The organism is Sulfitobacter sp. 1A15106, from assembly GCF_043556995.1.
Classification (GTDB): Bacteria; Pseudomonadota; Alphaproteobacteria; order Rhodobacterales; family Rhodobacteraceae; genus Sulfitobacter; species Sulfitobacter faviae.
On sequence record NZ_JBIFFM010000006.1, the window covers coordinates 129,945 to 156,671 of the forward strand.

Sequence of the window (26,727 nt, forward strand, 5' to 3'; positions counted from 1 at the left end):
TCTCACCTATGGATCATCAAAAGAAGACTACCATGCCGCGAAGCCTAGCGGAAGCTGCGCAGGTCGCTGTCGAAGAGACGCGCGTGTTCTTGCAAGGCGAAACGGTCGGTCATGCCCGCAATGTAATCAGACACCATCCGCGCCAGCGCGGTTTCATCCTCTGCCGCCTCGATCACCGCCGCCCAATGGCGCGGCAAGAGGCTGGGCTGGGACAGGAACAGCGGGAACAGGTCCTCGACCACCTTGGTCACCTTCTCGCGATTCTCCATCACCGAGGGGGCGCGATACATGCGGGTGAAAAGAAACTTGCGGATCTCGCGTAGGTCTTGCCAGACGGGGTCTGAAAAACGGATCACCGGGCGGCCCAGATGGCGGATGTCGTCAGGGGATTTCGCCCCCGAGTCTTTCAGCAGTTTGGCCGAGGTTTCGATCACATCGCCGACCATCACCCCAAAGACCCGCCGCAGCGCCTCGTGACGGCGACGGTAGCTGTCGGTCTCGGGGTAGAGCCGGTCAACCTCGGCGTAGGCGGGGCCGACCATGGGCAGTTCGGCAATCTCACTTTCGGTGAACAGCCCTGCGCGCAGACCGTCGTGCAGATCGTGGTTGTTATAGGCGATGTCATCGGAGAGCGCGGCGACCTGCGCCTCGGCGCTGGCATGGGTGTGCAGTTCCAGATCGTGCCGCGCGTTGTAATCGGCCAGCGCATGGGGCACATCGTCCGTCACCGGCCCGTTGTGTTTCGCGATGCCTTCCAGCGTGTCCCACGTCAGGTTTAGCCCATCGAATTCGGCATAGTGCCGCTCCAGCGTGGTGACGATCTTGATCGCCTGCGCGTTGTGATCGAAGCCGCCGTAGGGTTCCATCAGCTTGTGCAGCGCATCTTCGCCGGTGTGGCCAAAGGGCGTGTGGCCCAGATCATGGGCCAGCGCCACCGCCTCGGTCAGCTCGCCATTCAGACGCAGCGCACCTGCGATAGTCCGCGCGACCTGCGCCACTTCGATGGAATGGGTCAGACGGGTGCGGAAATAGTCGCCCTCATGCTCCACAAAGACCTGCGTCTTATGTTTGAGCCGCCGAAAGGCAGAGGCATGAATGATCCGGTCCCGATCCCGCTGATAACAGGAGCGAAAAGTGCTTTCCTCTTCCGGCACCAACCGTCCCTTGGCGGTGTCCGGATCAGAGGCGAATTCTGCGCGCATCGCGGCTGGTCCTCTCTCGCGGTCCTTGTGACCTGTCCTTGTACTTTCTATATGTTAGAGGAACGCGAAAGAAAACCGATGCATCGGAGCCCGCAGATGAACCTGCCCCCCAAAGTCACCCCCCGCGCCTTTGAACGCCTCGCCGAGATCGGGGCCGCTGACGAAGGCAAGGCCCTGCGCATCGCTGTCGAAGGCGGCGGCTGCTCGGGCTTTCAATACGACATCGCGCTGGACGAGCCCGCCGAAGATGACCTCGTGCTCGAAGGCAGTGGTCAGAAGGTGGTGGTCGATAGCGTCTCCCTGCCGTTTCTGGCCGACGCCGTGATTGATTTTACTGAAGAGTTAATCGGCGCGCGTTTCACCATCGAGAACCCGAACGCGACAGCGGCCTGCGGCTGCGGCACGTCCTTTTCGATGTAAGTCTTTCGGGCGCGCTTAGGCGCGCGCCCGGGCGAACCCCTCGAAGAACTCTTCGAAATACGGCCCAGCGCGTTCGGCGTGCAGCAGGGTCGCGTGGCTTTCCGCGCAAAGATACGACAGCACATGCGGGCGCATCTGCCCCCAGTCGGCCAGGCGCTTTGCGCCCATGTCGTTGAGGCAGGCCGCCAGCGGGCGCAGGGCCCCTGCCCCCTTTCGGCCTTTGTGAAAACGCAATGCGCCTTTTGGGATATCGGTGGATCGCATCGGGCTGCCCGCAATCTGCATGGCCCAGCCGGTGACGAGCCATTCGTGGTATTCGTCCTGCAAAGGCGCGCCTTCGTCTGCGTAGACCCGCATGGTACGGTGGCTGGCGGCAATGGCATCCTCCCATAGGGGGCTGAGAGCGTGCCCGGCAAAACGCAACGCGGCGCAGACCTCGGCCAGCAGGTCCATATCTTGATCGAGAAAGGCCAGCAGCCCCGTGAAATGCAGGCTTTTCAGCGCCGCCTTAGGCATGTCCGGGCTCCGGCGGCCATAGTCCGACAGATAGAAAACGATATGGGTCAACTCATAGGCCGCCTTCCGATTGGGCATGGCGAAGGTGGCACTGCGGGCGATAAAATCGCGCAACCGTTGACCGAGCGCCCCGTCCTCCACCCGCGGCCCCACACCCCGACGGCGCAGCAGACGGCGTGCCTCGGCCCGTTGCAGATCCGACAGCTCCGCCCCCTCCAGCCCTGCCCGCGCAACCTTGGCGCAAAGGGCCGCGCCGTAGTGCCGAGGCAAACCGAGGTCTTCGAGATCGAGACAAATCGACAGGATGAAACGGTAATACTGAGGAAAATCGCGCAGCAGGTTCCGGCAGCCCCGATGGAAGGCCGTGAGCGGCTGAAGCGCCGCGGTGTCGAGCGTGGCCCCCGTGCTGGCCAGCGCCCCGAGCAGTTCGGCGTTTTCCTTCAGCCAAAAAACATCCCCCTGCGCGCGACGCCCTTCTGCGAAGGCTTGGATCAGCCGGGCCCTTTGAATGGCCGGGTCTTGGCTTTCGTCAGATCTGAGCAGAACAACATTGGTCATCGCATGGCCTCCGACAGGGGGAACGGCGGGCGACAAAGCCGCCCGCTTGAAAGGGCTTCAGCCACTGAAGGGCAGCACCTCAGCCGGGGCGAGGCCAGTGTTGAACAGGCCGACGCCGCCGCCTTGCGTGATGCTGCTGCCGTCCTGCTGTAACCCAGTGGTGAAGATCTCGACCCCTTCGCCCAACAACATGTCACCGCCCCCACGGTTGAGGCCGGTGGTGAAAAGGCCAACACCGGCGCCGAGCGCCATTGGATTGTCCTCTGTCTGAGGGGCTGTTACTGGGGCAAAGTCGCGTGCAAAAAGAGCGGTCATCGTGAGGTCCTTTCAAAGGGTTTTGCAATTTAAAGATGTAGTTCTTCGACTGACGCACGTTATGCGTGTCGATCCAAGCATTTTTCGGCTAACGCATTGTACTGAAACACTTATCCACATTAAGGTCGCGCCACAGTTTCGCCTTAATTCTCGATTTCTCTTGCGCCCTGTGGAGAAAAAGAAATGCTGCCCACAGGGCAGGATCGAGACAATACGGGCAACCCACTTGCCGAACTTCTACAATAGCGAGAAATCGGATCAGAGAATCACCTTAAGCGCGCAAGCCTTCCCCTTGCTCCGCGACGCCAATTGCGCGATAGCAGTCGGACGTCGAAAGAGGGCCGGATATGAAAATCGCGAGTTTCAACATCAACGGTATCAAGGCCCGCGCGGCGGCCCTTCCCGATTGGCTAGACGAGGCGCAGCCGGACGTTGTCGTGCTGCAAGAGATCAAGTCGGTGGATGAGGCCTTCCCCCGCGAAATGCTCGAAGAGCGCGGCTATAACGTCGAAACCCACGGGCAGAAGTCTTTTAACGGCGTGGCGATCCTGTCGAAACTCCCGCTTGAGGATGTGACCCGCGGCCTGCCGGGCGATGATGCCGATGATCAGGCACGCTGGATCGAAGCAACGGTTGTGGGCGACGATATGGCGCTGCGGGTCTGCGGGCTCTACCTGCCCAACGGCAACCCGGCGCCGGGGCCAAAATATGACTATAAACTCGCGTGGATGGCGCGGCTGCAAGCCCGTGCTGAAACGCTGCTGGCCGAGGAAACGCCCTTCCTTATGGCGGGGGATTACAACATCATCCCGCAGGCCGAAGACGCCGCCAAACCCGATAGCTGGCGCGAAGATGCCCTCTTCCGCCCCGAGTCCCGCGCCGCATGGCGACGGCTGGTGAACTTTGGCCTTACGGACGCCTTCCGGGCGCGCACCCAAGGGCCGGGGCATTACTCCTTCTGGGATTATCAGGCGGGTGCGTGGAACCGCAACAACGGCATCCGCATCGACCACTTCCTCCTGTCCCCCACCGTGGCCGACCGGCTGCGTGATTGCCAAATCGACCGCGATGTGCGCGGGCGCGACAAGCCGTCGGATCACGTGCCCATCTGGGTCGAACTGGATATCTGAAGTCAGGCCTCTAGTTCGGCATCCCAATAGAGAAAATCCATCCAGCTTTCATGCAGATGGCCGGGCGGGAATTTGCGGCCCATGTTGCGCAGCTCTTCGGCGGCGGGTTGCCGCGGCGGTTTGCGCAGGGCAAGCCCCGTGCGGTGCAGGGGCCGCGAGCCTTTGCGCAGGTTGCAAGGGCTACAGGCGGCGACCACGTTTTGCCAACTGGTCACCCCACCCGCAGCACGGGGCACCACATGGTCAAAGGTCAGATCGCCCTTCGCGCCGCAGTATTGGCATCGGAATTCATCCCTCAGAAATAGATTAAAGCGCGTGAAGGCCACGCGCTTTTGAGGTTTGACATAGTCTTTGAGAACGACAACCGAGGGGATCCTGATCACCGTAGAGGGGCTGCGCACCACCTCGTCATATTCGGCGACGATCTCGACCCGGTCGAGCCATTTGGCCTTTACCGCCTCCTGCCATGGCCAAAGCGACAGCGGGTAATAGGATAAAGGTCGGTAATCCGCGTTGAGCACCAGCGCGGGGTGGTGTTTGAGCGCCGCCGGGTGGCGGGTAAATTCGGTCCTGAAATCGCCGTCCATCTGGTCGCGTCCTCTGCCCGTTTTAGTCACTATATCCCGCGGTTTCTCTCTGGCAAGACAAAGGTGAACCACTAGATGTCGCCGGTTTTGCCCAAAGATTACGACAGAGGCGTGACAGATGGGCAGAGTTTGTTAACCTTGTGGCATGTCGAAAAGCCCCCTCCCCGATGCGCCCGCCCCGCAATCCCTGCTCGAAGCCGCCGTCTATGTCGATGATCTGGACGCGGCGCGGGGGTTTTACCGCGACATTCTGGGGCTGAAACTGTTTCAGGAGGTGCCGGGCCGGCATATGTTCTTTGCGCTCGGCCCTTCGGTCTTGCTGGTCTTCAACCCCACCGCCACGGCGCAGCCGCCCGGCAATCCGAAAATGCCTGTGCCGCCCCATGGGGCGCGCGGCCCGGGGCATGTCTGCTTTGCGATGAAACGCGATGAGATCGCCACGATGGAGGCGCGGCTGCGGGCCGCCGGGGTCGAGATCGACACCAGTTTTGATTGGCCCAACGGGGCGCGCTCGCTCTATGTGCGCGACCCCGCTGGCAATTCGGTTGAGTTCGCCGAACCCTGGCTTTGGGACGAGATGAAGGGTTAAAGCCCCAGTTTGTCGCGCATGAAGGCCAGCGCCACGCTCAGCCCATCGGGCGCGATGCCATGGCCGGTGCCCTTCATCACATGGGCGTAAACGTCTTGCCACCCCGCCTCTTGCAGCGCTTCGGCGGCCTGCGGCAAGGATTGCGGCGGCACCACGTCATCGGCATCCCCATGAACCAGCAGCACCGGCGGTTTCACCTGCGCCTCTTCGGCCAGCGCTTCGGGGTTGAGCAGACGGCCCGAGAAGGCCACGATCCCCGCCACGGCATCTTCGCGCCGTGGGGCCACATGCAGCGACATCATCGTGCCTTGGGAAAAGCCGAAGAGCACGACCTGTTCGGGCAGCACGTCTTCGTCGACCATCAGCGCATCGAGGAAGGCATCGAGGTCTTCGACCGCGCTCATCATCCCGCGCATCGATTCCTCTTCGGACGACCCGTCGATCCATGGGATCGGGAACCACTGATAGCCCATCGGCGCACCGGCGCAGGCCTCGGGCGCGTCGGGAGCGACGAAAAGCGTGTCGGGCAAATGCTCGCTCAGCGGATCGGCAAGGCCCAGCAAGTCAGCGCCATTCGCGCCATAGCCATGCAAGAACACCACCACCGACCGTGTGGTGCCAGAGACCGGCGCGCGGCGCTCGGCGTTCAAAACCCGTGTCATGACAATCCTTCCTTTTGTTTCAACACCCGGTAGTAGGCAAAGAGCAGCCGCGCCGCAACCGACCGCCAAGGTGACCATGCGGCGGCCATCGCGGAGAGGTCTTTCGGGCTGGGACGGGCAGGCAGATCGAACAGCCCCCGCGCCGCCTCTTGCAGCGCAAGGTCGCCGCTGGGAAAGATATCGCGGCGGCCAAGGCAGAACATCACATAGATCTGCGCCGTCCATGGCCCGATCCCCGGCATGTCGACCAGCGCGGCGATGGCCGCGTCATCAGGCAACCCGTCCAGCGCGTCGAAGTCGAAATCGCGTTCCGCCAAAGCCAATACATAGCGCGCCTTGGGGCGGCTCAGCCCCGCAGCGCGCAGGCCCTCGTCTCCGGCACGCAGGACGTTTTCGGGCCGATCCAACCCCGCCGCGACAAGCCGCGTATAGATCGCCCGGGCCGAGGCCACGCTCACCTGCTGCCCCACAATGATGTCGAGCAGCCCCGCGAAACCGGGTGGGCGCAGGCGCAGGGGCAGCGGGCCGGTCTGGGCCAGCGCCATGGCGAAACGCGGCTCCCGTTCGGCCAGCCAGGCCGCGCCTTCGGCCACATCGGCGTCGCAGGTGATCGGACGCGCGAGGCTCACAGCTGTGCCACCCAATCGAGCATCGCGTCGAGATCGGCCAGACAGGGCGCGCCCTCTGGCAGTGGTGGTCTATCGATCAGGATCACCGGCAGGCCGAGCGACAGGGCGGCATCGACTTTCGGGCGGCTGGCCTGCCCGCCGAGGTTGCGGCAAATCAGCAGGTCGACGCCGAGGTCGCGGAACAATGCCGTTTCACTCTCCATGGTGAACGGCGGCTCGCCAAAGATCAGATCTACAAAGTCAAAGGGTGCGGCGCGGTCATGGCGGCTCGTCTGCCGCAGCATGAGGCACGCGCCCTTGAACGGCAGGAACGCTGGCAAGCTCGCCCATCCGGTCGCGGCAAAGGCACGGGCAGTGGGTGGCACGGCACGGGCGGCTGTCGCCACATCCGGCGCCGATTGCAGCAGCGGGTTGTCCAAGGGCCAGAGGGGGCGCGAAAAGCTGACGAAGGGTTTGCCCAGAGACGTGGCGGCGGCATAGCCTGCGTGGCTCAGCACCGCATCGAACCCATGGCTAAGATCGAGCACCGCATCAAAGCCCGCCATATCGCGCCGCAGCGCCGCGGCTTCCCTGGCATCGCGCATCTCAAAGGTCATCGGCATCGGATTGTTGCCGCGCGGCGGCTCCGTCAGCCAAGCGGTGACCCGGTGCCCGGCCTGCCTCAAAGCGCGGGCAAGCTGCCGCGCTTCGGCGGTGCCAGCGAGCAGAAGAAGGGTCAGCGAAGGGCGAACGGCGGCGGTCATCGGCGCGATCATCGGCGAGCTTGCCGCCGGGCGCAAGCGGGATCGGCGGCGCAAAAACCGCTGCCGGGCTTGCCCTTACCCAAGGGCAGGGCTACCCCTTGGCGGGAAGTGAGGAATTCAGACATGATCGACGACAGACGCGCGCGGCGCAACGTAGCGGTGCTGGTGGCAGCACAGGCCTTTCTCGGGGCGCAGATGCCGATGATATTCCTTGTCGGCGGTCTCGCCGGGCAGTCGCTTGCGACGAACGTCTGTCTTGCCACTCTGCCGATCTCGATGATCGTTTTGGGCTCCATGCTTTCGGCCACGCCGGTCTCGGCCATCATGCAGCGCTATGGCCGCCGGGCGGGGTTCTTTCTGGGGGCCGCGGGCGGTGCCTTGGGCGGCGCGGTCGCGGCCTACGGGCTTTATCTGGCGTCCTTTCCGGTTTTCCTGCTGGGGTCGCTTCTGACAGGCATCTATATGTCGGCGCAGGGCTTCTACCGGTTCGCCGCCGCCGATACCGCCTCGGATGATTTCCGGCCCAAGGCGATTTCCTATGTCATGGCAGGTGGTCTTGTCTCGGCCATCATCGGGCCGCAGCTTGCCACGGCCACGTCGATGAGCCTCGTTGTCCCCTTCCTCGGCACCTATATGGCCGTGGTGGCGGTGAACTTGATCGGGGCGCTGCTGTTTCTCTTCATCGATATTCCGAAACCGCCGATCCCGGCCCATGACGCGCCCAAGGGCCGCAGCCGGTGGGAGCTTTTGACCACGCCGCGCATCGCCGTCGCGGTGATCTGTGCCATGGTGTCCTATGCCTTGATGAACCTTGTGATGACCTCGACCCCGCTGGCTGTCGTCGGCTGCGGCTATAGCCAAGACAGCGCGGGCTATGTGGTCACCGGCCATGTGCTGGCGATGTTCGCGCCTTCGTTCTTTACCGGCCATCTGATCAACCGTTTCGGGGTTGAGCGGATCATGGGCCTCGGCATCGCGATCCTTGCCGCCGCCGGGGTGGTGGCGTTGCAAGGTGTGGAACTGGGCAACTTCTTTGTCGCGCTGATCCTCTTGGGGCTGGGCTGGAACTTCGGCTTTATCGGGGCCACCACCATGCTTGCGGGCGCGCATGAGCCGCATGAGCGCGGGCGGATGCAGGGCCTGAACGACTTGCTGGTGTTCGGCGGCGTGACCGTGGCCTCGCTGGCCTCGGGCGGGCTGATGAACTGTTCGGGGGGCACGGCGCAGGAAGGCTGGGCGGCGGTGAACCTTGCCATGGTGCCCTTCTTGGTGCTGGCCGGTGGGTCGCTGATCTGGCTGGTACTGCGCAGCCGCAAAGAGGCGCAGCTGAGCTAAGCGCCTACCAGCGCGACGCCATGGCCCGCAGCGCGAAATGGCGGCGCGGTTCAGGCAGCGCAGCTTGAGAGACCTTTTCCGGCGCATCCGCCGCGGCCCGCAACACCGGACCCGCGTGGGCGGCAGGCAGCAGCGCCGCGCGCGCCGCCTTGGGGATCTTCCCCCGGTTGGCCCGCGCCGATTTCAGCCGATCGAGCGCCCCCTTGGCGAGGGCCGAGACTCCCTCTGCCGTGCCGTCCAACAGCGGCACGCGGCCCGCCTCTTCCAAATTCGGAATGGCACAGAGCCATGCGGCGATGCCAGTGGCGTAGGCCGCATCGCGCACCACCGCTTCATCCGTCGCCCCAAGGCGGCGGGCGGCGACCCACATCAGATGGCCTGCGGTCTGGTCGATGTAGCGCTCGAAATGCGCGGCATCCTCGAAAGGGTCTTTGTAGATGTCCCACCGCCGCGCGGCGACGAGTTCATCGAGCAGTTCGGCATCCTCTGGCGCAATCGCACGGGCCAGTGGCGTGGTCACCTCATGCCGCCTGACGGGGCCGCCCTTGGCGATCTCCTCCAGCGCGTCGCGCCACCATTGCAGCCGCATCTCGGCGATCATCGTCTCTTGGGTGACCCATGGGGCGCGGGCCACTTCGACGTTGAAGGCATAGAGCGGGAAGAGCAGCTTGCGCGTCTCGACGGGGGCGGCCATGGCGGCGCGAAAGCGCCAAGGGTCGGCGCGCTCTACCATGGCGGCGCAGGCGTTCAGGTCAGCGTCGAAGGTCATGTGGGGCGCGCCACCGTCAGAAGATAGCCAAACTCATCCCGATGCGCGCGCCAACAGGCGATCTCCGCCTCGGCGGCGTCGAGCACTTGGGCCAAATCATCATCCGCACCCGGGCGCAGCTTTTCAATCCGCGCCTCCAGAGGGGTGTAGTAATTCTCCCAAGCCTCATCCGACAGGACACGGGTCGCCACAACCTCATAGCCCGCCGCGCGGACCCGCTCGGCAATGCCGTCCGCGTCGCTCATCGCGGGGTAGTCCGCCCATTGCGCGCGGGCCTCTTCCGACGGGCTATCCGTCAGCCAGCAGGGTTCGGAGAAGGCCACCACCCCGCCCGCGCGCAGCGACTTGCGCCAGCGGGTCAGCGCCTCGGTCACGCCAAGGAAATAGACCGCACCGGCGCACCAAATGAGATCATATTCATTGGCGATCGCGGCCATATCGGCCCGCAGCAGGGTGACATTGCCATCGGCCACAAACCGGCCCCGCGCGGTGTCGACGAAATGCGCAGTTTGATCGAGGGCCGTCACATAGCCCTGCGGGATCGCCGCGCGCAGGGCGCCGATGTCGCTGCCGGGGCCGCAGGCCACATCGGCAATCTCGGCCCGCGCGGGCAGGTCGACCTGTTCCACGGCCCAGCTCACATCCGCAGGCTCCCCCGGCCCTTCGCGCGGCAGATCGCGATGGAGAATGAAAAAGGCGGTCATATCATCTGTCATTGGGCGCGGTCCCGGATCAATTTCCAACGTATCGCATCAAGCAGCGCTTCGAATGAGGCGTCGAGTATGTTGGCACTGACGCCCACGGTGGACCAGCGCCGCCCCTGCCCGTCTTCGCTGTCGATGATGACGCGGGTGGTGGCTTCGGTGCCGCCTTGGGTGATGCGCACTTTGAAGTCAACCAGACGCATGTCATCCAGAAGGCTGCTGTATTTGCCCAAGTCCTTGGCCAGCGCCTTGGACAGCGCGTTGACCGGGCCACGGTCCGCGCCATCCTCGTCCAGCGATTCCGAGACCGAGAGCCGTTTTTCCCCGTCCACATTAATGACCACGACCGCTTCGGAGAGGCTGACCATCCGGCCTTCGGCATTGCGGCGGCGTTCGACGGTGACGCGGTAGCGCTCCACCTCGAACAGATGCGGCAACTGGCCCATCACGTCGCGGGCCAGCAACTCAAAGCTCGCCTGCGCGGTGTCATAGGCATAGCCCTGCGCCTCGCGGTCCTTGACCACCTCCAAGATCCGGCCAAGCGCCGGGTCGCCCTTGGCGACTGAGAGGCCCGCATCGCTCAGCCGTTTGCGCAGGTTGGATTGCCCGGCTTGGTTCGACATCGGAATGACGCGGGTATTGCCGACCAGCGCGGGGTCGATATGCTCATAGGTGCTGGGGTCTTTGGCGATGGCGCTGGCATGCAGCCCCGCCTTATGTGCAAAGGCCGAAGACCCGACGAAGCCTGCCTGTTTCATCGGCACGCGGTTTAGGATCTCATCCAACATGCGGCTGGTGCGCGTGAGCCCGCGCAGTGCCTCGGGGCTCACCCCGATCTCATAGCGGCTGGCATAGGGCTCTTTCAGCAGCAGGATCGGGATCAGGGTGGTAAGATTGGCGTTGCCACAACGCTCCCCCAGCCCGTTGAGCGTGCCTTGGATCTGCCGCGCGCCCGCGTCAACGGCGGCCAGCGTGCAGGCGACGGCGTTTTCGGTGTCGTCGTGGGTGTGAATGCCCAGATGATCCCCCGGGATGCCTGCCGCGATCACGGCGCGGGTGATGCGGCCAATCTCATCGGGCAGCGTGCCACCATTGGTGTCGCAAAGCACGATCCAGCGCGCGCCCGCCTCATAGGCCGCGCGGATCGCTTCCAGCGCGTAGTCTGGATTGGCCTTGTAGCCGTCAAAGAAATGCTCGGCGTCGAAGAGCGCCTCGCGCCCTTGGGCGACAAGATGGGCGACGGATTTGGCGATGTTGTCGGTGTTCTCGGCCAGCGTGATGCCGAGGGCGGTTTTGACGTGGAAGTCGTGGGTCTTGCCGACGATGCAGACGGATGTGGTGCCCGCGTTGAGCACGGCGGCCAGCACGTCGTCATTCTCAGCCGACATGCCCGCGCGTTTGGTCATGCCAAAGGCGGTGAGCCTTGCCCGCGTCGGCGGGGCGGCGTCGAAAAAGGCGCTGTCGGTCGGGTTGGCGCCGGGCCAGCCGCCTTCGATGTACTCCACGCCAAGCGCGTCGAGCGCGCTGGCGATCTGGCGTTTCTCGTCGGTGGAGAACTGTACGCCTTGGGTTTGTTGCCCGTCGCGCAGGGTGGTGTCGTAGAGGGTGAGGCGCGCGCGGGTCATGAGAGATTGCCTCCGTCCGCGTCACACTCCCGTTCGTGCCCGCGGCACGAACAGCGCCCGACCGCCCCCATGGGCGGGCGCTTCGCTTCCGCCCGCGGTCGAACGCCGTTCTTGGGACGGCGACACATCACAACAACCCCTCCAACTGGCTCCGATCAAAGCCCGGCGGCGGCGTCAGCTTCACCCCATCCTTGCTCATCTGCACCTCGATCCCGACCGAGGTCAGCGCTTTCTTGATCCGGTCCACCTCGGCGAAATCCTTGGTCTCCATCGCAGTGGCGCGGGCATCGCTGAGGAAGGCTTCGATATCTGTCAGATCCAGCGCCTGAACCGCGGCCCATTCGGGGATCAGATCATCCAGCAGCCCCAAAAGCGACAGCGCCCCGCGCAGGCCTGCCGTATCGCCCGCGTTGGACAGCCGGTGGCATTCGGTCAAAGCAGCGTGGGTGTTGAGATCATCGGCCAAAAGCGCCACCAGTTCGGGCCCGGGCGTCGCGGCCTCGGCCTCCGCCGCCTGAAGATACCATTTGCGCAGGGTCTTCTCGGCCTCCTCGCGCTTCTTCTCGGTCCAGTCCATCGGCTTGCGGTAATGGGTCGAGAGCATCACGAAACGGATGACCTCCCCCGGCACGCCTTGGTCCAGCAAATCGCGGACGGTAAAGAAGTTGCCCAAGGACTTTGACATCTTCTTGCCCTCGACCTGCAACATCTCATTGTGCAGCCAGTAGTTGGCGAACCCGTGGCCCGCGCATTTCGATTGGGCGATCTCATTCTCATGATGCGGGAATTGCAGGTCGATGCCGCCGCCGTGGATGTCGAAACGCTCCCCCAACAGGTCATGCGCCATGGCGGAGCATTCGATATGCCAGCCCGGACGCCCCTCACCCCATGGGGAATCCCAGCCGGGGGTGTCTTCGTCCGAAGGCTTCCACAGCACGAAATCCATCGGGTCTTCCTTATAAGGCGCCACCTCGACTCTCGCGCCCGCGATCATATCGTCGACCGACCGGCCCGAAAGCGCGCCATATTCGGCATATTTGCGCACCCGGAACAGCACATGGCCCTCAGCCTCATAGGCATAGCCCTCATCCATCAGCCCGCGGATCATCGCGACCATCTGGGGGATGTACTGTGTCGCGCGAGGCATGTGATCGGGCTCCAAGGCGCCCACGGCGGCCATGTCATCCAGATACCACTGCGTCGTCTCGGCGGTGATCTCTCCAATGCTGCGCCCGCTCTCAGCGGCGCGGGCGTTGATCTTATCGTCCACGTCCGTAAAATTGCGGACGTAAGTCACATGCTGCGGCCCATAGACATGGCGCAGCAAGCGGTAGAGCACATCGAACACGATCACGGGCCGTGCGTTGCCCAGATGTGCCCGGTCATAGACGGTGGGGCCGCAGACATACATCCGCACATTCTGCGCATCGATCGGGGTGAAATCCTCTTTCTTCCGGGTGGCGGTGTTGTGCAGCTTGATCGTCAGGTCACGGGTCATGGGCAGGCGTCCTTGCGCGGGTGTGACGCGGGCTTGGCATAGTTTTGTCAGAATGGGAATGACGTGAACAGCGGCCCGCGAGGATGTCTCAGCGGGTAATGCAGCAAATAATGAGCGTTGCGGTGTTCATGACCGGGTTGTAGCAAGCGCGCCGCCCTGCGCCAAGCCCCTTGTCCGGTTAAGTTTTATGCAACCCTGCCTTCCGCCTTGCCGGCGCGGATTGACAAAGCCCCAAGGCTCTGCCCCCTTGTGCGGAAAATTTCGGAGGCATCATGGATAGATCATCGCGCATCAAAGGGGTTCTGGCCGGAGGGTCCGACGGTTGGGAAGTGTTTCACAAATCGCGCGCCATGATCGCGGCGGGGGTGCCGGTGACCGAGCTTACCATCGGCGAGCATGACATCCGCACCGCCGCCCCGATCCTGCAAGAGATGCACCGCAGCGCCCTCGGCGGCCATACCGGCTATGCCGCCGTGCCGGGCACCGATGCCCTGCGCGACCGGATTGCAAAGCGTGCCGAAGAGCGGACCGGCGTGCCGACGACCCGCGACAATGTGGTGGTCACCCCGGGCGGGCAAGCGGGGCTTTTCGCGGCGTTCATGGCGGTCTGCGACCCCGGCGATGCGGCGCTTTACATCGACCCATATTACGCCACCTACCCCGGCACCCTGCGTGCTGCCGGGGCACGGGCCGTGGCGGTCGAAGCGCGGGCCGATCACGGGTTCCTGCCCCGCAGGGCGGATCTGGCGGCAGCCGCCGGGGGCGCAAAAGCGCTGTTGATCAACACGCCCAACAACCCGACCGGCGTGATCTATGGCCGCGAAACCTTGGAAGAGATCGCACAGGTCTGCCAAGATCACGACCTCTGGCTCGTCTCGGATGAGGTCTATGACACGCAGATTTGGGAGGGCGCCCATCTCAGCCCCCGCGTCCTGCCGGGCATGGCGGAGCGAACGCTGGTCATCGGCTCCATGTCGAAATCCCACGCGATGACCGGCAGCCGCTGTGGCTGGATTATCGGGCCTGAAGACATCATTGCCGACCTGATCGACCTTGCCACCCATACCAACTACGGCGTGCCGGGCTTTATTCAGGACGCGAGCGACTATGCCCTCGCCCAAGGTCCCGCTTTCGAAGAGGAAATCAGCGCCCCCTTCGCCCGCCGCCGCGCGCTGGCGCAGCGGGTTTTAGGCAATCAGAACGTGGTGCGTTCAGTGCCCTCGCAAGGGGCGATGTATCTGATGCTGGATATCCGCGCCACGGGTCACAGCGGCAGCGAATTCGCCGATGCCCTTCTGGAAGACAAGCAGATCGCGGTGATGCCGGGCGAAAGTTTCGGTGCGGCGGCGGCGGGCCATGTACGCGTGGCCATGACGATCGAAGACAGTGCGTTTGAGGCGGCCCTGCGCGACCTCTGCCGCTTTGCCGAAGGGCGCGCCAGCCGCGCCGCGTAAACAAAAAGACCGGCCTCCTTTCGGAAGCCGGCCCTTCATCCAAGCGGGTCATCCCGCCAAGACAGATCAGAAGCGCATGGAACCGCGCAGGGAGATCGTGGTCGCGTCCAGATCTTCGCCTGTGCCGCCTACGTCATCGAATTTGTGCTGCAGCACTTCGCCACCGACGGTGTAGCGGTCGGTCACTTTATAGGTGACGCCTAGACCGGCGAAGGGGCCAGTTTCATCGCCAACGCTTGTGTCGGCACGGGCCGCACCTGCTGTCGCGTAAACCAGTGTCTTACCGAAGTCGTAGCCAGCCTTAACCTTGGCGCGTGCCACGGAGTCCACATCGCCTGCGCCGTTGCCCAGATCAATGTCGGTCTTGTCGTAGTCAAGTTCGCCACCCAGAACGAATTTGCCGAAGTCATAGTCGTAACCGGCGTGGAAACCGTAGGACGTGTCGTCGCCGTCAAGGTTGCCGCTGTCGCTGTCGACGTCGGTCTGGCCGACCTGAAGACCGGTGTAGAAGCCTGTCCAGTCGCCATCAACGGCCACGGGTGTCGGCGCCGGTGTGAAAACCGGTGCTTCAACGGTGGTGTCTTCCAGCGAACCGGCTGATGCGGCACCCGCGAAAGCGCTGGATGCGATCAGGGCGATGCTGGCGATTGTTGTCGTGCGTTTCATGTTCTGCTCCTTAAATACAGGTGACCCCGCGATCCTCGCCGCAGGGTCACTCACGCAACGCCCCATTTAGGGTTGGGTTTCAGGTTTTTCACATCACAGAATTGCGATGCGCTGATTGTCGCACATTTGCAACACACCCTCGGCTAGCGGCCGCTTAAGTTATGTATCATGTGTCGAATTTGTCGCTGCTCAGACGCATTTTGACCTGTTAAATTAGTGGGTTGATCCCGCAACACGAATTCCCGGCCATGTTTGCCCTCACCGCAGCGAAAGTTCCGGCAGAGAAACGACCCCAAGGCAACTGCGCAAAAGAGGCTCCCCGATCGAAAACCACTAAAACGCCCCCGGCCCCGCACCATGCCCTCACGGTAGACCCCGTCCGAGGCTTGCTGTCGCCCCTGAACGCGTTATCTGCTTGTATTGTCAGCAAGAAGGAGCAGGCCCCACCCCATGTCTTGGATCACCACACATCTGGAAGTCGTCATTATCGTGATCCTGACGCTGCTGGCGGCGATCGTGATCTTGCAACAACGCCGCACGCCGCAATCGACTGCCGCTTGGCTGTTGTTCATCATCGTGCTGCCTTGGGTCGCGGTGCCTTTGTTTCTTGCGCTCGGCTTTCGCAAACAATCCTCGCGCTACACGCCGGTGCATTTTCTGAAAGGCGATACCGGCGGCCCGCCGCCCCGCCCTGTGCATACGCTTGACGCGACGATGCAGTATTTCGGCCTGCCCGCCGCTGTCCATGGCCAAGACCTGCGGCTCTTGGGCGACCCCACGGCGGCCCATGAAGCGGTCATGGCACTGATCCAAGGGGCCGAGAAACGGCTCGACGTGCTCTTTTACATCGTAGCCAATGACGACACCGGGCGCATTTTCGTCGACGCGCTAACGGAACGCGCCAAGGCGGGCGTGAAGGTTCGGCTGCTGATGGACCGTTTGGGCACCCTGCGCGGCCCGACAGCCGCCCTGCGCCGCCTGTGCGACGCGGGTGGCGATGTGCGCTTCTACTCTCCGCTGTTGCAACTCCCGGGCTCGGGCCATCTGAACCTGCGCAACCACCGCAAAATGATCATCGCCGATGATGCACGGGTCTTTTCCGGGGGCATGAACATCGGCGCGCATTACCTCGGGCCTGCGGCCTTGGAGGATGGCTGGACCGATCTGGCCTTTCTGCTCGAAGGCCGCGCGGTGCAGAGTTTCGGCGATGTGTTCCGCTCAGACTGGGGCGTCGCCAGTGGGGAGGCTTTGGACCCGGCCCCCTCGGTCGCGGCCCATACGGGCGGGACAGCGACAGTGCAGCTCGTGCCCTCCGGCCCCGACATCGCCGAAGACCCGCTGCATGATGGTCTGATCCGCGCAATACATCTGGCCGAGGCACGGATTTGGCTGGTGACCCCCTATTTCGTCCCGACCGAGGCGCTCGGTTCGGCTTTGACCACTGCGGCCCGGCGGGGTGTGGATGTGCGGGTTCTGGTCCCCGAACGCTCAAACCAACGGATGGCCGATTTTGCGCGGGGTGCCTATCTGCGCGATCTGCATGAGGCGGGCGGCCATGTGCTCTATTACCAGCCTGGCATGATCCACGCCAAAGCCGGGATCATCGACGACATGGGGCTGGTCGGCACGGCCAATTTCGACGTGCGCAGCATGCTGCTGAATTTCGAGGTCACGCTCTTTGTCTATGACGCGGCCTCGGTCGCAAAGCTGCATGACTGGTTCGAACATCTCTCGGAGCATTGCGCCATGGAAAGACCGCCTAGCGGGATGTTCCGCAAGGTGGCCGAAGGGCTGTTTCGTCTGGGAGCGCCCGTCCTATGATCCCCGCCGTCGCCCCGCAATCGCTGCGCATCGTCAGCTATAATATCCGCAAGGCCATGGGCACCGACCGGCGCCGCGATCCCGAGCGGATCATGCGGATCATCCGCAGCCTGCATGCCGATGTGGTGGTGCTGCAAGAGGCCGACCGCCGCCGTGCCCCCCGCCCTTCGGCCCTGCCTCTCGACCGGGTCGAAGAGGTGACGGGCCTGCGCCCTGTGCCCACGCCGAGCGACGTGAGCATCGGCTGGCATGGCAATGCCGTTCTGGTCCGCCCCTCGGCCAAGATCGACCGGGTGGCGCATCTGACCCTGCCGGGGGTGGAGCCGCGCGGCGCCATGGTGGCCGACCTGCATCTCGGCGCGCGGCAATTGCGCGTGATCGCCTCGCATCTCGGCCTGCTGCGTCCGTCGCGCAAGGAGCAGCTGAGCGCCATGATCGCCCATCTCGACGCCTGCGCCGCCTGCCCGACGCTGATCGCGGGCGACCTGAACGAATGGTCGCAAAAGGTGGGTCTCGGGCGTTTGGCGAAACGGTTCACCATTCATGCGCCGGGCAAGAGCTATCACGCGCGGATGCCCGTGGCCTTCCTAGATCGCATCGCCTTGGACCAACATCTTACCGTGCGCCAAGGCGGTGTGATCGAGACAGCCCAGACCCGCCGCGCCTCGGACCATTTGCCGATCTGGCTCGACGTGGCGCATCGCTAGACGTCCTCACCCCGTGGCCCAAGCCAATTCGCCCACCATCATGTTGCAGGCCTGCTGCGGGGTCGAGAAAGCGACCTGCATATCAAAGGCCATGCGCACATCCGCCCGCGCCTTGGCGATGGTGGCATCCGTCGCCCCAAGCCGCCGCGCGGTGGCAATATTCTGGTTCGCGTCATGCCGCAGCTTGCGCACGCTTTCATAGCCGCCCGCAAAACCCGCACATTGTTTCGCCGTCAACTCCGCCGCCGCCGCTTTGCGCGCCGCGGCCTCCATCGGTGAGGCCGGAGGCTCCACACAGCCCGCCAGCGATCCGGTGAGAAATCCCAATATAACAAGACGTTTCATCAAATTCTCCCTTTCATGACCTTGATAGGGAGAGACTGGTTTAATTTTGTGTAGAAATTCGAAATTTCTTACGAAAAACCAACCAAAACAAAACAAAATCTTATGATTTCAATGCTTTAATTTCGAAACTTTGAAACCCCTCCCTAGAATTTCGAAATTACGCAGTTTTCGACATACCCAATGCAAAAAACCCGCGATGAATTCATCGCGGGTTCCATAACTGTCGGTCTCGGAAAAACCGATCTATGACGGAAAAAGTATATGCGCCTTGATCCGGTAAGGGTTCTCTACCAGAAACACATTCGCGCCATCTGCAGCGCCGGTCCACCGACGAAAAGTATCCGCGAGATCAGCATTGGAAAGCTCACCTTTGCCGGACGCTTTTGCATAAGCTAGGGACTGGATCACCAATTCGATGAGCCGCCCCCAGCGTCTCGCTGTTGCATGGATCATCCGGTTATAGACCTCTTCGTTCCGAAGAGTGGATACGTCGATTTCTGCCACCTCGGCGAAAGCACAGAGGATCGCATCAACCTCTTCCAAGCTCTCAGAATTGTAGGCAATATCCTCGTACGAAATCGGTTCAAGCAGTGCCACCAACTCATCAGAACCATTGAGAAACTCAAGGAGCGTCGGCACGCCAGACAGGATCAGAAGCACCGGCCAATCCGCGCGCTTCATCAAGTCTTTGAGACCTGCCAAGATCGTTTTGATCTGTTCCGATTTTTTTTCGTAGAACAGATGCTGAGCCTCGTCGACATGAACCACAAAGACCCCTTTGCGCATCAATTGGCTCTCGGTGCGCCGCCAGATCAAATCAGCGCTGCGATGATCGAGATCGGAAAAGTACCCTGTTGCCTTCAAGAGAGCAGACCCAAGATGTTTCCACGACGTCGTGGCCCGAAGCGACACACGGACACTCTTGCGCTCAAAGCCACCGCCCAATTCTGACGGATCATCCGAGAACGACTTAAGAAGTTCTTTGAGGTCATGTGTTTTGCCGGACCGCGTGCCGGCAGTCAGGACCAACCCACGCCCCTCGAAATGAACGTCAGCCATCCGAGAAGACACGAATTGCGCCAGAACACTGTTGAACCCAGCTTCCAGCCCAGCATAGCGCGGCAAGACATAGTTGTGTTTCTTGAACTGAGTCAGGTAGGTGGTGAAGGCTTCAGCATGAGCTTGCGGGTCGATAAGAGCGTTCATTTCAGTCCCCCTTTCCCCTTAGCTACGCCGGTAAACGTCTTCGGCGCCTTCGATTTTTCAGGTGTCTTAGGCAGCGTCTCTTCGATGATTTCGGCATCTTCAATATCAGCGCCGGGGACGAAGATGCCCTCCCCTTCATCGCCCCCAAGATAGACATCCATTGGTGCGGCCGCTTTGCTCCCTTCATCTGGCGCAAGGATCGTCAAATCGCCGCCGGCCAATTCATCACAGAGCCACTGTGCCTCATCCAAGGTGATGACCTTGTGCTCTTTTCCGTAGAAATCGAGGAGTTTTTCCATCTCGGCATCAATGCGCTTGTAAAAACGGTACAGAGCCATGGCCGAAATCTCTTTGCTGACCGCGTCAGACGCACGCCATTCCTCGAGAAAATGCACCCACTCCTGCAAAGTGAAGTCGCGGAATTGGGACAGCGATGCCCGCAAATGGAAAATCTCGCCCTTGTCAGCCTTAACAGTGACTTCCTCGATAGCGTGCGGGTCCACGTACACCGTGACCTCAGCCCCAATATTGTCCAAAGCCCATTTCCGGAAATTCTCGTCGCCCTGAAAGGGCATACGGAATGCCTCGATACCCATCTTTGTCACAACGCGGCACACCTTCAGGCCGAGGGCGCGCCGGACCTTGCGACGGGACAGTTGCGGCAGACAACCATAGTATTCGACAGTCTGATCAAAGAGCTGCTTTTGCTGGATACCCCAGCCGCCTTTTCGCTGTGTCTTTTTGAAGGGAAGACAATCGGTGAAATACCACCAGATGTATTTCTCAAGCTGTGCGATCGTAAGAGCGGTCATCTCCTTCCCATCATAATCGGCCTCAGCCCCAGGACCGTTCCCACTATGGCCATGAAGAGACCGAACGATATCGATGCTAAGAGTCGCGAAGAAACGTTCGATAAAAGCTTTGTCCGTCGGAGATTTCGTACGACCGAACCGGAACATTGCTCCGAGAGAGAGAATTGCCGTCGGAACGTGCTGGTTCCAAAGTCCGGAGCCCGTATCCATCACGATCTGAAACGGACGAATTGCTGGCGGAGGAGCATGCTGACACCCGGCTTCGCGTGCCAGCTTTGTCTTGTCAGAAACCAGGCGACGGATCAGCTCCAGCGTATCGTTGGCATTCTGAGAGCGCGCAATATTAAACGCGAGCGGCGTGCCCGTCGCAACATCGTAAGCGACAAGGATCCACACTTTGCCAACAGTCTCATTTTCAGCTTCTTTGCGAAGCTGTTTCATCGTGCGTTCGCCCACAACATGATGAAGGCCGGTTTTCTCCAGGAACACCCAAAGCGGAAGCTCGCATTCATCGATCTGGATGACTTCGCCAACCATGCGCGCAATTGTTTCCCCGATGCCCGAGCGCATATTCCGGATCATCTCTGCACGCCCCTTCCGCGTCGCCATGACCGCAGTCTTCGGCATCGCCTTGACGATCTTACGGTATTTTGTCTCCGAAACCTTGATATCAACATGGCCAGGGTCAGTTTTTGCCCGTCGCGCGTTTTCCTCCAGAAGCCGACCTTCGAGCAAAGTATAGCCGCGCTTCACTGTCTTCTCACGACCCTCGCAATAGTCCGCCGCGCTCTCGTCGATGAGCTTATTAACCCAGTCAGGAAACTCCTTCTCGGGGCGCCCTGCGCGACAATGATTGGTTGAGAAATCACTCGGGTCGAAAAACTCGGACTGATAGTCCTTGAACTGATGTGCAAGCTTCTTACCTGCCGGCAAATCAAACGAAATCGTCGACTTGGACTTGCGCTGCGTCTGACCAATCAGCTGACGAAAGCGTTTTTTTACTTTCCCTTCAATAGCCTCATGATGATCGTTGATCCAAGCCTCCGTCACTTTGTTGAGTCCATTGCTCTGATACTCTTGCAGAACCAACATGGCGCAAAGTTCGAAGAGGACTTTGAGCTGTTCCTCATCATCGAGATCGATAAAATCCGGCCCGGTTTTCGGCAAAGCGGTAGACCCATAGAGAGACTTCAATGGCGGCAGATCGATCTCGAAATCGACAGCGTTCAGCTTCGACGTCAGATCTTCAACCGGCATGAAGAAATCGAGGTGGTCGTTTGCATCGGCCGTTGTCGGCCGCATGACCGCCATATCATCGAGGATTGCAATAATGCGCGAGCTTTTGTTGCCCTCGGTCACAACGGTCCCCACAGGGAACTTGGGCGGGTTATGTTTCGTCATTGTTCAGGTCTCCAAATGAGGGAAGGATAATCGATCACGGCATCGCGCTCTGTCCCAACCATTCCTGCGCCGATCATGCGCAAAATGGCTTGCCAAGCGTCACTCTTTGCGAGCCGCGATTTTTCGATGAGAGAGGAAATACGCAGTGGCGATGCCTCCGCGTTGATCAGTTCACAGATGCGCCGGTCAGCCTCTGCATTCGGCATCTCATGGCACATAAGGATGCGACGATTGTTGTCACGGTAGTTGCGGGAAAAAGACACATCCGAGATTACGACGATACGATGGCAGAGATTTTCTGGCGTATTGGCAACGATCTCGGAGATCGTCGGAACACTCGAGCTCGAACGCAAAGATTGTTGCGCTTTAACGTAGGCGAGATAGACCTTGCCATCTTCAAGCGTGATCCGGACGTCAAAGGTATGCGAGCGCCGAGACTTCTTCCCCGTTTTCGACGGCAAGGGAATGGTCAGAGGCTGACACTCGACCCCCACAACGTTCGGCTGCAACAAAGCATCAATTTTGAATGCCTCTTCGATCTCAGAATCATTCAAGACCAAAGACGGTTGCATGCTGTTCATGCGGGTACGGATGGTCATACCCGATTTATAAGAACGATTGCTGCGGGACAAAGGATTGCGCCGCTGGCCCCAGCCAATCACCCCATCGATGTCACCGATCGTAATCCGAGGCTTACGTTTTGCCGCTTCCTTCCGCGCTTTCGTCCTATGTGTCGTTTTACGCGCTGTCTCGCGAACGTCTTCGAGAAGTGTCATTTCTTCCACCCCATCGAATGTTCAAGCGATTTGGACAGCGACACGAACAGTCGCTCGACATAGGCTTTATCCACGGGACCAGTCGGCAGCTTCATGAGTGTCGTCTCGGCGACAGACTTCGTGAAGGCGGTCGAAAATTCAGTTTCGGGCATAGCTTCTCCGTTTGCGCCAAAACGGGCGCATTGTTGGTGTCAGGGTATTGGGATAGTCAGCTTGCAAGCCGACCAGGCTATCGCAGGTGATCTTCTAAATGAGCTTGGTCTGGATCTGGGCGATGGGCTGAAACCGTTGAACGAAGGCGCTAAAGCGGCTATCTTTGTTCTGTGAAAGGTTGGGCGTCAGTCCGACCAGAGGAGAGATCAGTCGCGCCAACGACGTCTCTCCTTTTTTTATTCCAAGCAGATATTTCTTCTCCCTTCTTTGATGATTCCATTTCGGCGCAGAGGCATCTCACAGCTCAAGCAAAGAGTCGAATCTTTCTTTCATTACAGTGACTTAAAAGATAAACCTTTACGTTTCTCGCAAGCAGTCAGATGTCAAAATCGCTCTCTTCAATAGTGATTTCTTGCTCCTCATAGTTTTCGCAATGTCGCTTCACCTTCCTACCTAGGCGCAAGTTTCTGCCTTGGAAGACAAAAACATCTCAATATTATGCACTTAGGTCAGGTTGAGGGGCTATATTTATTCACTTAACTCGGGTTAAGGGACGATTTTGTGGAAATTGGTGTTCAAAACCGGAAACACTCAGGTTGTTCAATCAAGAGGCAACACAGACCGTTTTCGCAGACCCTGGGCCAGCGAATTCAATCAACGCATTGGCTTTCGCAACTGAAGCAATCGACAAAAATGCTGAACTACTCGATGTCGCCGAACCCGTGGTATTCTAAAAGCTCATCAAGGCGGTTCTCGATATAATGAGTTTCGTCCATTTCATTTATGCAGACGAGTCCTCCCCAGAAGCCACCCAAAGGCTTCTTGAGCTCCTCAAACATTTCAATCCGAAGTGACCTTGCTGGACGATAAGACAGGTCAACTATCTTCTGAAATCTCTCAATTGTTTGAATATGGTGCTTTCCAGCCGCCGTGGTTTCAATAATGAACTCTGCACCTAAGAAACAGGAACGAAGTGAAACGCGCCTACCGCGGAGACGGGATACAGATCGCGCAGAAAAATGATGGTCACAGCCGGAGCATTGGATCAAATTTCGCGTCTCTAAGAACCAAACACGACGCACGCCACATTTCGGACAGGTACAGCCCTCTGGCCATGTATTAAGAGAAAACCAATCTTCGCAGTCTTTCTCAGTCGGAAACTCGGCAGACACACGTTGCGACGGCAGACCCGAACTCAGTGTCCGCCAATGAGCAAGGTCAATCTCGTCTTCAAGCCGTAACATCTATAGGTCCGTGAGTATTCGCTTCTAATGTGAAAAGAGCTATCACGTTGGAAAGCTGCAACAACACAGTTTTTCGCATTCCCTCTGGTGGAAACGTCTAGCCTGCCATCTGGAAAATCTGCTGCCCTGTGGTTTTGCGAAAGAGGCAGGAGGCGCATCACCGGACTACACGACCAAATGCGACCTGCTGGTAGAGGAGGGCTTGGTCTTGCTGGTCGAGAACAAGGGTGTGCGGGTGTTGACGGAGGCCGGCCGACCGCTGGGCATCGCCCTGACCAAAGCACCCATCCGTCGGGCCGGGATCGAGGATGGCGTGCTCGTCGTCGAAACACGAACCCATCGCGGCCGGTTCAGTGGTAATCCCCCCGCAAATTAGTGGTGTTCAAAAGTAGAATTTTCTCGGCAAGATATTTGAGGAGATTTACGATGAAGAATGGACGATACAGCGACGCACAGATCATGGCGATCCTGAAGCATGCGGAGGGCGGTGTTCCGGTTTCTGAACTGTGCCGCGAGCACGGAATGAGCAATGCGAGTTTCTACAAATGGCGGGCAAAGTTTGGCGGCATGGATGCGTCTTTGATGTCTGAAATGAAGGATATGGCGGAAGAGGCTCTCGGCCCAAGGACTAAGCCGCTCCGCGGCAATGGCGCTTGCGGCTGATGGATTGCGTCCTCCGTAACAGCCCGCATTTTGCGATCTGACTGACTTGTCTGACGATTGGGGCCTTCTCAATCAACCGACAGGAGGTTCCCATGACAGAGGAGATAGTAACCCCGCTGCGCCAGCGGATGATCGAAGACATGCGCATCCGTGGGATGGGCGAGAAGGCGCAGAAGTCCCACATCCGGGCGATCAAGGACTTCGCGGCCTTTCTTGGGCGGCCACCCGACACGGCGACACCGGAAAATCTCCGCGCGTATCAGCTGCATATGACAGACAGCGTGGTGACCCCGTCGACGTTCAACGTGCGGATCGTCGCGCTGCGGTTCTTCTTCAGCATGACCTGCGGGCGCGAGGAGATGAAGCGCTACATGCAAATCCGCACCGAACCGCGCAAGCTGCCCGTGGTTTTCAGCGTCGAGGAGGTGTCCTACATCCTGATGGCAGCACCCGGACCGGGGCTGAAGTATCGGGCCGCGCTCAGCATCTCTTACGGCGCAGGACTTCGGGCGTCCGAGGTCTGCAACCTAAAGATCAGCGATATCGACAGCGACCCGATGCTGATCCATGTCGAGTTGGGCAAGGGTCAGAAGGACCGGAAGGTGATGCTGTCACCCGGCTTGCTGGATTTGCTAAGGGCCTGGTGGCGCGAGGCACGTCCCGAAGGCTGGCTGTTTCCCGGCAAGCCGAAGATCAACCCGATTTCGCCGTGTCAGTTGAGCCGCGCTTTCACCTCAGCCAAGCATATGCCAGGGGTCAAGAAGCCGGCGACATTGCACACGTTTCGACACAGTTTTGCCACCCACCTTTTGGAGGCAAACACCGACGTGCGGGTTATTCAGGTGCTGCTCGGCCAAGCCAAGCTGACGACCACTGCGCGATACACTCATGAGGCCACCAAGACGATCCGCGACACTGTCAGCCCCTACGAGATGCTGGCCAAATTGCAGGATCAGACGGTGAAGCGAAGTCTGGAGTGACCGGACGCCGGGGTGCCCCGGACCGAACTGGAGATTGCTGATATCTTCCGCGCCCATGGTCCTGCGTGGCGGCTGGCCAATGCGGGGCATGTCAGCCTCTCCCAGTTAAAAGTGATGTCGGCTATCGAGGCCTGCCGGACTGAGGCTCTTGGCGGGCATGTGGCTGGCTGTGCCACATGCGGCCACCATCACATCGCTTATAACTCCTGTAAGAACCGGCACTGCCCGAAGTGCCAGGGACCGGCCGCGCGCGACTGGATGGAGGCACGGGCCGAAGATCTGCTGCCCGTGGAATATTTCCACGTCGTCTTCACCCTGCCAGCTGAGATCGCGCAGATCGCCTATTGGAACAAGAAGGCGATCTATGGCTTGCTGTTCAAGGCGTCGGCCAAGACCGTCATGACCATCGCGGCCGACCGCAAGCGCATGGGCGTGCGAGTGGGCATGACCAGCGTGCTGCACACATGGGGATCGGCACTGACCCATCATCCGCATATCCATATGATCGTCCCCGGCGGCGGCCTGTCGCCGGACAGCACCAAATGGGTCGCCAGCAAGCCTTGGTTCTTCTTGCATGTGCGCGTGCTGTCGCGCCTGTTCCGCCGCCTCTTTCTGGACGGGCTCGTGGCGCTGCACCAAGCCGGAGACCTGGCTTTCTATGGGGACTTGGAGCGGCTGGCGCTGACGGACGCCTTCACCACCTGGCTCACCCCTTTCCTTAAATCCGAATGGGTGGTCTATTCCAAGCCGCCCTTTGGCGGCCTAGAGGCCATGCTTGCCTACCTGAGCCGCTATACTCACCGCGTCGCCATCTCAAACCACCGCTTGGTCAGCGCTGATGCCGACACCGTCGCCTTCCGTTGGAAAGACTACCGCCTCAAAAATGGGGACCGCCAGAAGATCATGCGCTTAGCCACGCCTGAGTTCATCCGACGCTTTTTGATCCACGTCCTTCCTGACGGGTTCCACCGGATCCGCCACTACGGCCTGCTGGCCAGCAGCGCTCGCAAAGCTAATCTCACAAAGATCCGCAAACTGCTCTGCGTCCAACCACCAGATCAGGCAGATGTCCAAGACGCTGAGCCAGACGTCACCCCGCTCACGCTGCGTGAACCATGCCCATGCTGCGGGGGACCCATGCGCATCATCGAAATTTTTCGTCGCGGGCAGAAACCGATGTCACGCGCGCCACCACGGGAGCAGGCCGCATGACCGGC

Annotated in this window: 28 protein-coding genes and 1 pseudogene; 11 read left to right on the plus strand and 18 right to left on the minus strand. The window is 60.7% G+C overall.

Features of this window, described 5'->3' with window-relative positions; translation table 11 throughout:
• Positions 1–44: 44 nt before the first annotated feature.
• Positions 45–1,202, minus strand: a complete 1,158-nt coding sequence (locus ACGYKA_RS11155) for a deoxyguanosinetriphosphate triphosphohydrolase (protein ID WP_394409491.1) — start codon at positions 1,200–1,202, stop codon at positions 45–47.
• 96 nt (positions 1,203–1,298) lie between these two features.
• Between ACGYKA_RS11155 and ACGYKA_RS11160 the strand changes: the two genes are divergently transcribed.
• A complete protein-coding gene (locus ACGYKA_RS11160) occupies positions 1,299–1,622 on the plus strand; it encodes an iron-sulfur cluster assembly accessory protein (protein ID WP_067265985.1) in 324 nt (107 codons plus the stop codon).
• Between the two features lie 15 nt (positions 1,623–1,637).
• Here the strand turns inward: ACGYKA_RS11160 and ACGYKA_RS11165 are convergent, their stop codons facing one another.
• Positions 1,638–2,696, minus strand: a complete 1,059-nt coding sequence (locus tag ACGYKA_RS11165) for a DUF6902 family protein (RefSeq protein ID WP_394409488.1) — start codon at positions 2,694–2,696, stop codon at positions 1,638–1,640.
• A gap of 57 nt (positions 2,697–2,753) precedes the next feature.
• Entirely contained in the window at positions 2,754–3,011 is a 258-nt protein-coding gene (locus tag ACGYKA_RS11170) for a hypothetical protein (RefSeq protein WP_394409485.1), read from the minus strand.
• Between the two features lie 347 nt (positions 3,012–3,358).
• Between ACGYKA_RS11170 and xth the strand changes: the two genes are divergently transcribed.
• On the plus strand, positions 3,359–4,141 hold the full coding sequence (gene xth / locus ACGYKA_RS11175) for an exodeoxyribonuclease III (protein WP_394409482.1): 783 nt from the start codon (positions 3,359–3,361) through the stop codon (positions 4,139–4,141).
• Between the two features lie 2 nt (positions 4,142–4,143).
• Here the strand turns inward: xth and ACGYKA_RS11180 are convergent, their stop codons facing one another.
• Positions 4,144–4,728 carry an HNH endonuclease gene (locus ACGYKA_RS11180; protein WP_067265843.1) on the minus strand — a complete coding sequence of 195 codons (585 nt, stop codon included), beginning with the start codon at positions 4,726–4,728 and terminating at the stop codon, positions 4,144–4,146.
• Between the two features lie 145 nt (positions 4,729–4,873).
• Between ACGYKA_RS11180 and ACGYKA_RS11185 the strand changes: the two genes are divergently transcribed.
• Entirely contained in the window at positions 4,874–5,317 is a 444-nt protein-coding gene (locus ACGYKA_RS11185) for a VOC family protein (protein ID WP_394409479.1), read from the plus strand.
• On the opposite strand, the gene ACGYKA_RS11190 is transcribed toward ACGYKA_RS11185, so the two are convergent.
• Genes ACGYKA_RS11190 through ACGYKA_RS11200 form a run of 3 tightly spaced genes read right to left on the minus strand, consistent with a single transcriptional unit; the run spans position 5,314 to position 7,351 of the window.
• A complete protein-coding gene (locus ACGYKA_RS11190; protein WP_067267442.1) occupies positions 5,314–5,979 on the minus strand; it encodes an alpha/beta hydrolase in 666 nt (221 codons plus the stop codon). The two genes, ACGYKA_RS11185 and ACGYKA_RS11190, sit on opposite strands and share 4 nt — an antisense overlap.
• Positions 5,976–6,608: a DNA-3-methyladenine glycosylase family protein gene (locus ACGYKA_RS11195; RefSeq protein ID WP_394409476.1), complete on the minus strand. Its 633-nt coding sequence runs from the start codon at positions 6,606–6,608 to the stop codon at positions 5,976–5,978. Before ACGYKA_RS11195 ends, ACGYKA_RS11190 begins: the two co-directional genes overlap by 4 nt.
• Complete coding sequence (locus tag ACGYKA_RS11200; RefSeq protein WP_394409473.1) at positions 6,605–7,351, minus strand: precorrin-6A/cobalt-precorrin-6A reductase; 747 nt, start codon at positions 7,349–7,351, stop codon at positions 6,605–6,607. Before ACGYKA_RS11200 ends, ACGYKA_RS11195 begins: the two co-directional genes overlap by 4 nt.
• Before the next feature lie 123 nt (positions 7,352–7,474).
• Between ACGYKA_RS11200 and ACGYKA_RS11205 the strand changes: the two genes are divergently transcribed.
• Positions 7,475–8,686 carry an MFS transporter gene (locus ACGYKA_RS11205; protein ID WP_394409470.1) on the plus strand — a complete coding sequence of 404 codons (1,212 nt, stop codon included), beginning with the start codon at positions 7,475–7,477 and terminating at the stop codon, positions 8,684–8,686.
• A 4-nt stretch (positions 8,687–8,690) separates the two neighbouring features.
• On the opposite strand, the gene ACGYKA_RS11210 is transcribed toward ACGYKA_RS11205, so the two are convergent.
• The 4 genes from ACGYKA_RS11210 to cysS all read right to left on the minus strand — a co-directional run bounded on the left by ACGYKA_RS11210 (position 8,691) and on the right by cysS (position 13,282).
• Positions 8,691–9,455, minus strand: coding sequence for a squalene/phytoene synthase family protein (locus tag ACGYKA_RS11210; protein ID WP_394409467.1), 765 nt, complete (start codon positions 9,453–9,455; stop codon positions 8,691–8,693).
• Positions 9,452–10,171: a class I SAM-dependent methyltransferase gene (locus ACGYKA_RS11215; protein WP_394409464.1), complete on the minus strand. Its 720-nt coding sequence runs from the start codon at positions 10,169–10,171 to the stop codon at positions 9,452–9,454. Before ACGYKA_RS11215 ends, ACGYKA_RS11210 begins: the two co-directional genes overlap by 4 nt.
• Positions 10,168–11,784 carry a citramalate synthase gene (cimA, locus tag ACGYKA_RS11220; protein ID WP_394409461.1) on the minus strand — a complete coding sequence of 539 codons (1,617 nt, stop codon included), beginning with the start codon at positions 11,782–11,784 and terminating at the stop codon, positions 10,168–10,170. The genes ACGYKA_RS11215 and cimA overlap by 4 nt, the downstream gene beginning before the upstream one ends.
• Positions 11,785–11,911: 127 nt before the next feature.
• The gene (cysS, locus tag ACGYKA_RS11225) at positions 11,912–13,282 is read right to left on the minus strand and encodes a cysteine--tRNA ligase (RefSeq protein ID WP_394409458.1); all 1,371 of its coding nucleotides are present in this window, start codon (positions 13,280–13,282) and stop codon (positions 11,912–11,914) included.
• A 272-nt stretch (positions 13,283–13,554) separates the two neighbouring features.
• Between cysS and ACGYKA_RS11230 the strand changes: the two genes are divergently transcribed.
• The gene (locus ACGYKA_RS11230; RefSeq protein ID WP_394409455.1) at positions 13,555–14,736 is read left to right on the plus strand and encodes a pyridoxal phosphate-dependent aminotransferase; all 1,182 of its coding nucleotides are present in this window, start codon (positions 13,555–13,557) and stop codon (positions 14,734–14,736) included.
• 66 nt (positions 14,737–14,802) lie between these two features.
• Here ACGYKA_RS11230 and ACGYKA_RS11235 read toward each other — a convergent pair whose 3' ends face one another.
• On the minus strand, positions 14,803–15,402 hold the full coding sequence (locus ACGYKA_RS11235) for an outer membrane protein (RefSeq protein WP_394409452.1): 600 nt from the start codon (positions 15,400–15,402) through the stop codon (positions 14,803–14,805).
• Between the two features lie 450 nt (positions 15,403–15,852).
• Here ACGYKA_RS11235 and ACGYKA_RS11240 point away from each other — a divergent pair, with 450 nt between their 5' ends.
• Positions 15,853–17,223, plus strand: coding sequence for a phosphatidylserine/phosphatidylglycerophosphate/cardiolipin synthase family protein (locus ACGYKA_RS11240; protein WP_271687146.1), 1,371 nt, complete (start codon positions 15,853–15,855; stop codon positions 17,221–17,223).
• Positions 17,220–17,930 (plus strand): endonuclease/exonuclease/phosphatase family protein, encoded by a 711-nt coding sequence (locus tag ACGYKA_RS11245; RefSeq protein ID WP_271687145.1) that lies wholly within the window; start codon positions 17,220–17,222, stop codon positions 17,928–17,930. The genes ACGYKA_RS11240 and ACGYKA_RS11245 overlap by 4 nt, the downstream gene beginning before the upstream one ends.
• Before the next feature lie 6 nt (positions 17,931–17,936).
• On the opposite strand, the gene ACGYKA_RS11250 is transcribed toward ACGYKA_RS11245, so the two are convergent.
• The 6 genes from ACGYKA_RS11250 to ACGYKA_RS11275 all read right to left on the minus strand — a co-directional run bounded on the left by ACGYKA_RS11250 (position 17,937) and on the right by ACGYKA_RS11275 (position 23,867).
• A complete protein-coding gene (locus ACGYKA_RS11250; protein ID WP_271687144.1) occupies positions 17,937–18,275 on the minus strand; it encodes a hypothetical protein in 339 nt (112 codons plus the stop codon).
• Positions 18,276–18,518: 243 nt separating this feature from the next.
• The gene (locus ACGYKA_RS11255; protein ID WP_394409449.1) at positions 18,519–19,481 is read right to left on the minus strand and encodes an ATP-binding protein; all 963 of its coding nucleotides are present in this window, start codon (positions 19,479–19,481) and stop codon (positions 18,519–18,521) included.
• The gene (locus ACGYKA_RS11260) at positions 19,478–21,694 is read right to left on the minus strand and encodes a hypothetical protein (protein ID WP_394409446.1); all 2,217 of its coding nucleotides are present in this window, start codon (positions 21,692–21,694) and stop codon (positions 19,478–19,480) included. The genes ACGYKA_RS11255 and ACGYKA_RS11260 overlap by 4 nt, the downstream gene beginning before the upstream one ends.
• Positions 21,691–22,470: a hypothetical protein gene (locus ACGYKA_RS11265; protein ID WP_394407990.1), complete on the minus strand. Its 780-nt coding sequence runs from the start codon at positions 22,468–22,470 to the stop codon at positions 21,691–21,693. The genes ACGYKA_RS11260 and ACGYKA_RS11265 overlap by 4 nt, the downstream gene beginning before the upstream one ends.
• On the minus strand, positions 22,467–22,622 hold the full coding sequence (locus ACGYKA_RS11270) for a hypothetical protein (RefSeq protein ID WP_394407993.1): 156 nt from the start codon (positions 22,620–22,622) through the stop codon (positions 22,467–22,469). The genes ACGYKA_RS11265 and ACGYKA_RS11270 overlap by 4 nt, the downstream gene beginning before the upstream one ends.
• 702 nt (positions 22,623–23,324) lie before the next feature.
• The gene (locus ACGYKA_RS11275) at positions 23,325–23,867 is read right to left on the minus strand and encodes a transposase (protein WP_394407996.1); all 543 of its coding nucleotides are present in this window, start codon (positions 23,865–23,867) and stop codon (positions 23,325–23,327) included.
• 208 nt (positions 23,868–24,075) lie between these two features.
• Here ACGYKA_RS11275 and ACGYKA_RS11280 point away from each other — a divergent pair, with 208 nt between their 5' ends.
• From ACGYKA_RS11280 to ACGYKA_RS11295, 4 genes and pseudogenes are all read left to right on the plus strand, one after another.
• Entirely contained in the window at positions 24,076–24,243 is a 168-nt protein-coding gene (locus tag ACGYKA_RS11280) for a hypothetical protein (RefSeq protein WP_394407999.1), read from the plus strand.
• A 50-nt stretch (positions 24,244–24,293) separates the two neighbouring features.
• Positions 24,294–24,479, plus strand: a pseudogene (locus ACGYKA_RS11285) (transposase); the annotation flags it as partial.
• A 143-nt stretch (positions 24,480–24,622) separates the two neighbouring features.
• Positions 24,623–25,510, plus strand: coding sequence for a tyrosine-type recombinase/integrase (locus tag ACGYKA_RS11290; RefSeq protein WP_394408002.1), 888 nt, complete (start codon positions 24,623–24,625; stop codon positions 25,508–25,510).
• 12 nt (positions 25,511–25,522) lie between these two features.
• A complete protein-coding gene (locus ACGYKA_RS11295) occupies positions 25,523–26,722 on the plus strand; it encodes an IS91 family transposase (protein WP_394409441.1) in 1,200 nt (399 codons plus the stop codon).
• Positions 26,723–26,727: the final 5 nt, after the last annotated feature.

Coding starts and splice junctions, on each gene's coding strand:
- ACGYKA_RS11155 (WP_394409491.1), bottom strand. CDS start 1,202: ATGCGCGCAGAATTCGCCTCTGATCCGGACACCGCCAAGGGACGGTTG.
- ACGYKA_RS11160 (WP_067265985.1), top strand. CDS start 1,299: ATGAACCTGCCCCCCAAAGTCACCCCCCGCGCCTTTGAACGCCTCGCC.
- ACGYKA_RS11165 (WP_394409488.1), bottom strand. CDS start 2,696: ATGACCAATGTTGTTCTGCTCAGATCTGACGAAAGCCAAGACCCGGCC.
- ACGYKA_RS11170 (WP_394409485.1), bottom strand. CDS start 3,011: ATGACCGCTCTTTTTGCACGCGACTTTGCCCCAGTAACAGCCCCTCAG.
- xth (WP_394409482.1), top strand. CDS start 3,359: ATGAAAATCGCGAGTTTCAACATCAACGGTATCAAGGCCCGCGCGGCG.
- ACGYKA_RS11180 (WP_067265843.1), bottom strand. CDS start 4,728: ATGGACGGCGATTTCAGGACCGAATTTACCCGCCACCCGGCGGCGCTC.
- ACGYKA_RS11185 (WP_394409479.1), top strand. CDS start 4,874: ATGTCGAAAAGCCCCCTCCCCGATGCGCCCGCCCCGCAATCCCTGCTC.
- ACGYKA_RS11190 (WP_067267442.1), bottom strand. CDS start 5,979: ATGACACGGGTTTTGAACGCCGAGCGCCGCGCGCCGGTCTCTGGCACC.
- ACGYKA_RS11200 (WP_394409473.1), bottom strand. CDS start 7,351: ATGACCGCCGCCGTTCGCCCTTCGCTGACCCTTCTTCTGCTCGCTGGC.
- ACGYKA_RS11205 (WP_394409470.1), top strand. CDS start 7,475: ATGATCGACGACAGACGCGCGCGGCGCAACGTAGCGGTGCTGGTGGCA.
- ACGYKA_RS11210 (WP_394409467.1), bottom strand. CDS start 9,455: ATGACCTTCGACGCTGACCTGAACGCCTGCGCCGCCATGGTAGAGCGC.
- ACGYKA_RS11215 (WP_394409464.1), bottom strand. CDS start 10,171: ATGACAGATGATATGACCGCCTTTTTCATTCTCCATCGCGATCTGCCG.
- cimA (WP_394409461.1), bottom strand. CDS start 11,784: ATGACCCGCGCGCGCCTCACCCTCTACGACACCACCCTGCGCGACGGG.
- cysS (WP_394409458.1), bottom strand. CDS start 13,282: ATGACCCGTGACCTGACGATCAAGCTGCACAACACCGCCACCCGGAAG.
- ACGYKA_RS11230 (WP_394409455.1), top strand. CDS start 13,555: ATGGATAGATCATCGCGCATCAAAGGGGTTCTGGCCGGAGGGTCCGAC.
- ACGYKA_RS11235 (WP_394409452.1), bottom strand. CDS start 15,402: ATGAAACGCACGACAACAATCGCCAGCATCGCCCTGATCGCATCCAGC.
- ACGYKA_RS11240 (WP_271687146.1), top strand. CDS start 15,853: ATGTCTTGGATCACCACACATCTGGAAGTCGTCATTATCGTGATCCTG.
- ACGYKA_RS11245 (WP_271687145.1), top strand. CDS start 17,220: ATGATCCCCGCCGTCGCCCCGCAATCGCTGCGCATCGTCAGCTATAAT.
- ACGYKA_RS11250 (WP_271687144.1), bottom strand. CDS start 18,275: ATGAAACGTCTTGTTATATTGGGATTTCTCACCGGATCGCTGGCGGGC.
- ACGYKA_RS11255 (WP_394409449.1), bottom strand. CDS start 19,481: ATGAACGCTCTTATCGACCCGCAAGCTCATGCTGAAGCCTTCACCACC.
- ACGYKA_RS11260 (WP_394409446.1), bottom strand. CDS start 21,694: ATGACGAAACATAACCCGCCCAAGTTCCCTGTGGGGACCGTTGTGACC.
- ACGYKA_RS11265 (WP_394407990.1), bottom strand. CDS start 22,470: ATGACACTTCTCGAAGACGTTCGCGAGACAGCGCGTAAAACGACACAT.
- ACGYKA_RS11270 (WP_394407993.1), bottom strand. CDS start 22,622: ATGCCCGAAACTGAATTTTCGACCGCCTTCACGAAGTCTGTCGCCGAG.
- ACGYKA_RS11275 (WP_394407996.1), bottom strand. CDS start 23,867: ATGTTACGGCTTGAAGACGAGATTGACCTTGCTCATTGGCGGACACTG.
- ACGYKA_RS11290 (WP_394408002.1), top strand. CDS start 24,623: ATGACAGAGGAGATAGTAACCCCGCTGCGCCAGCGGATGATCGAAGAC.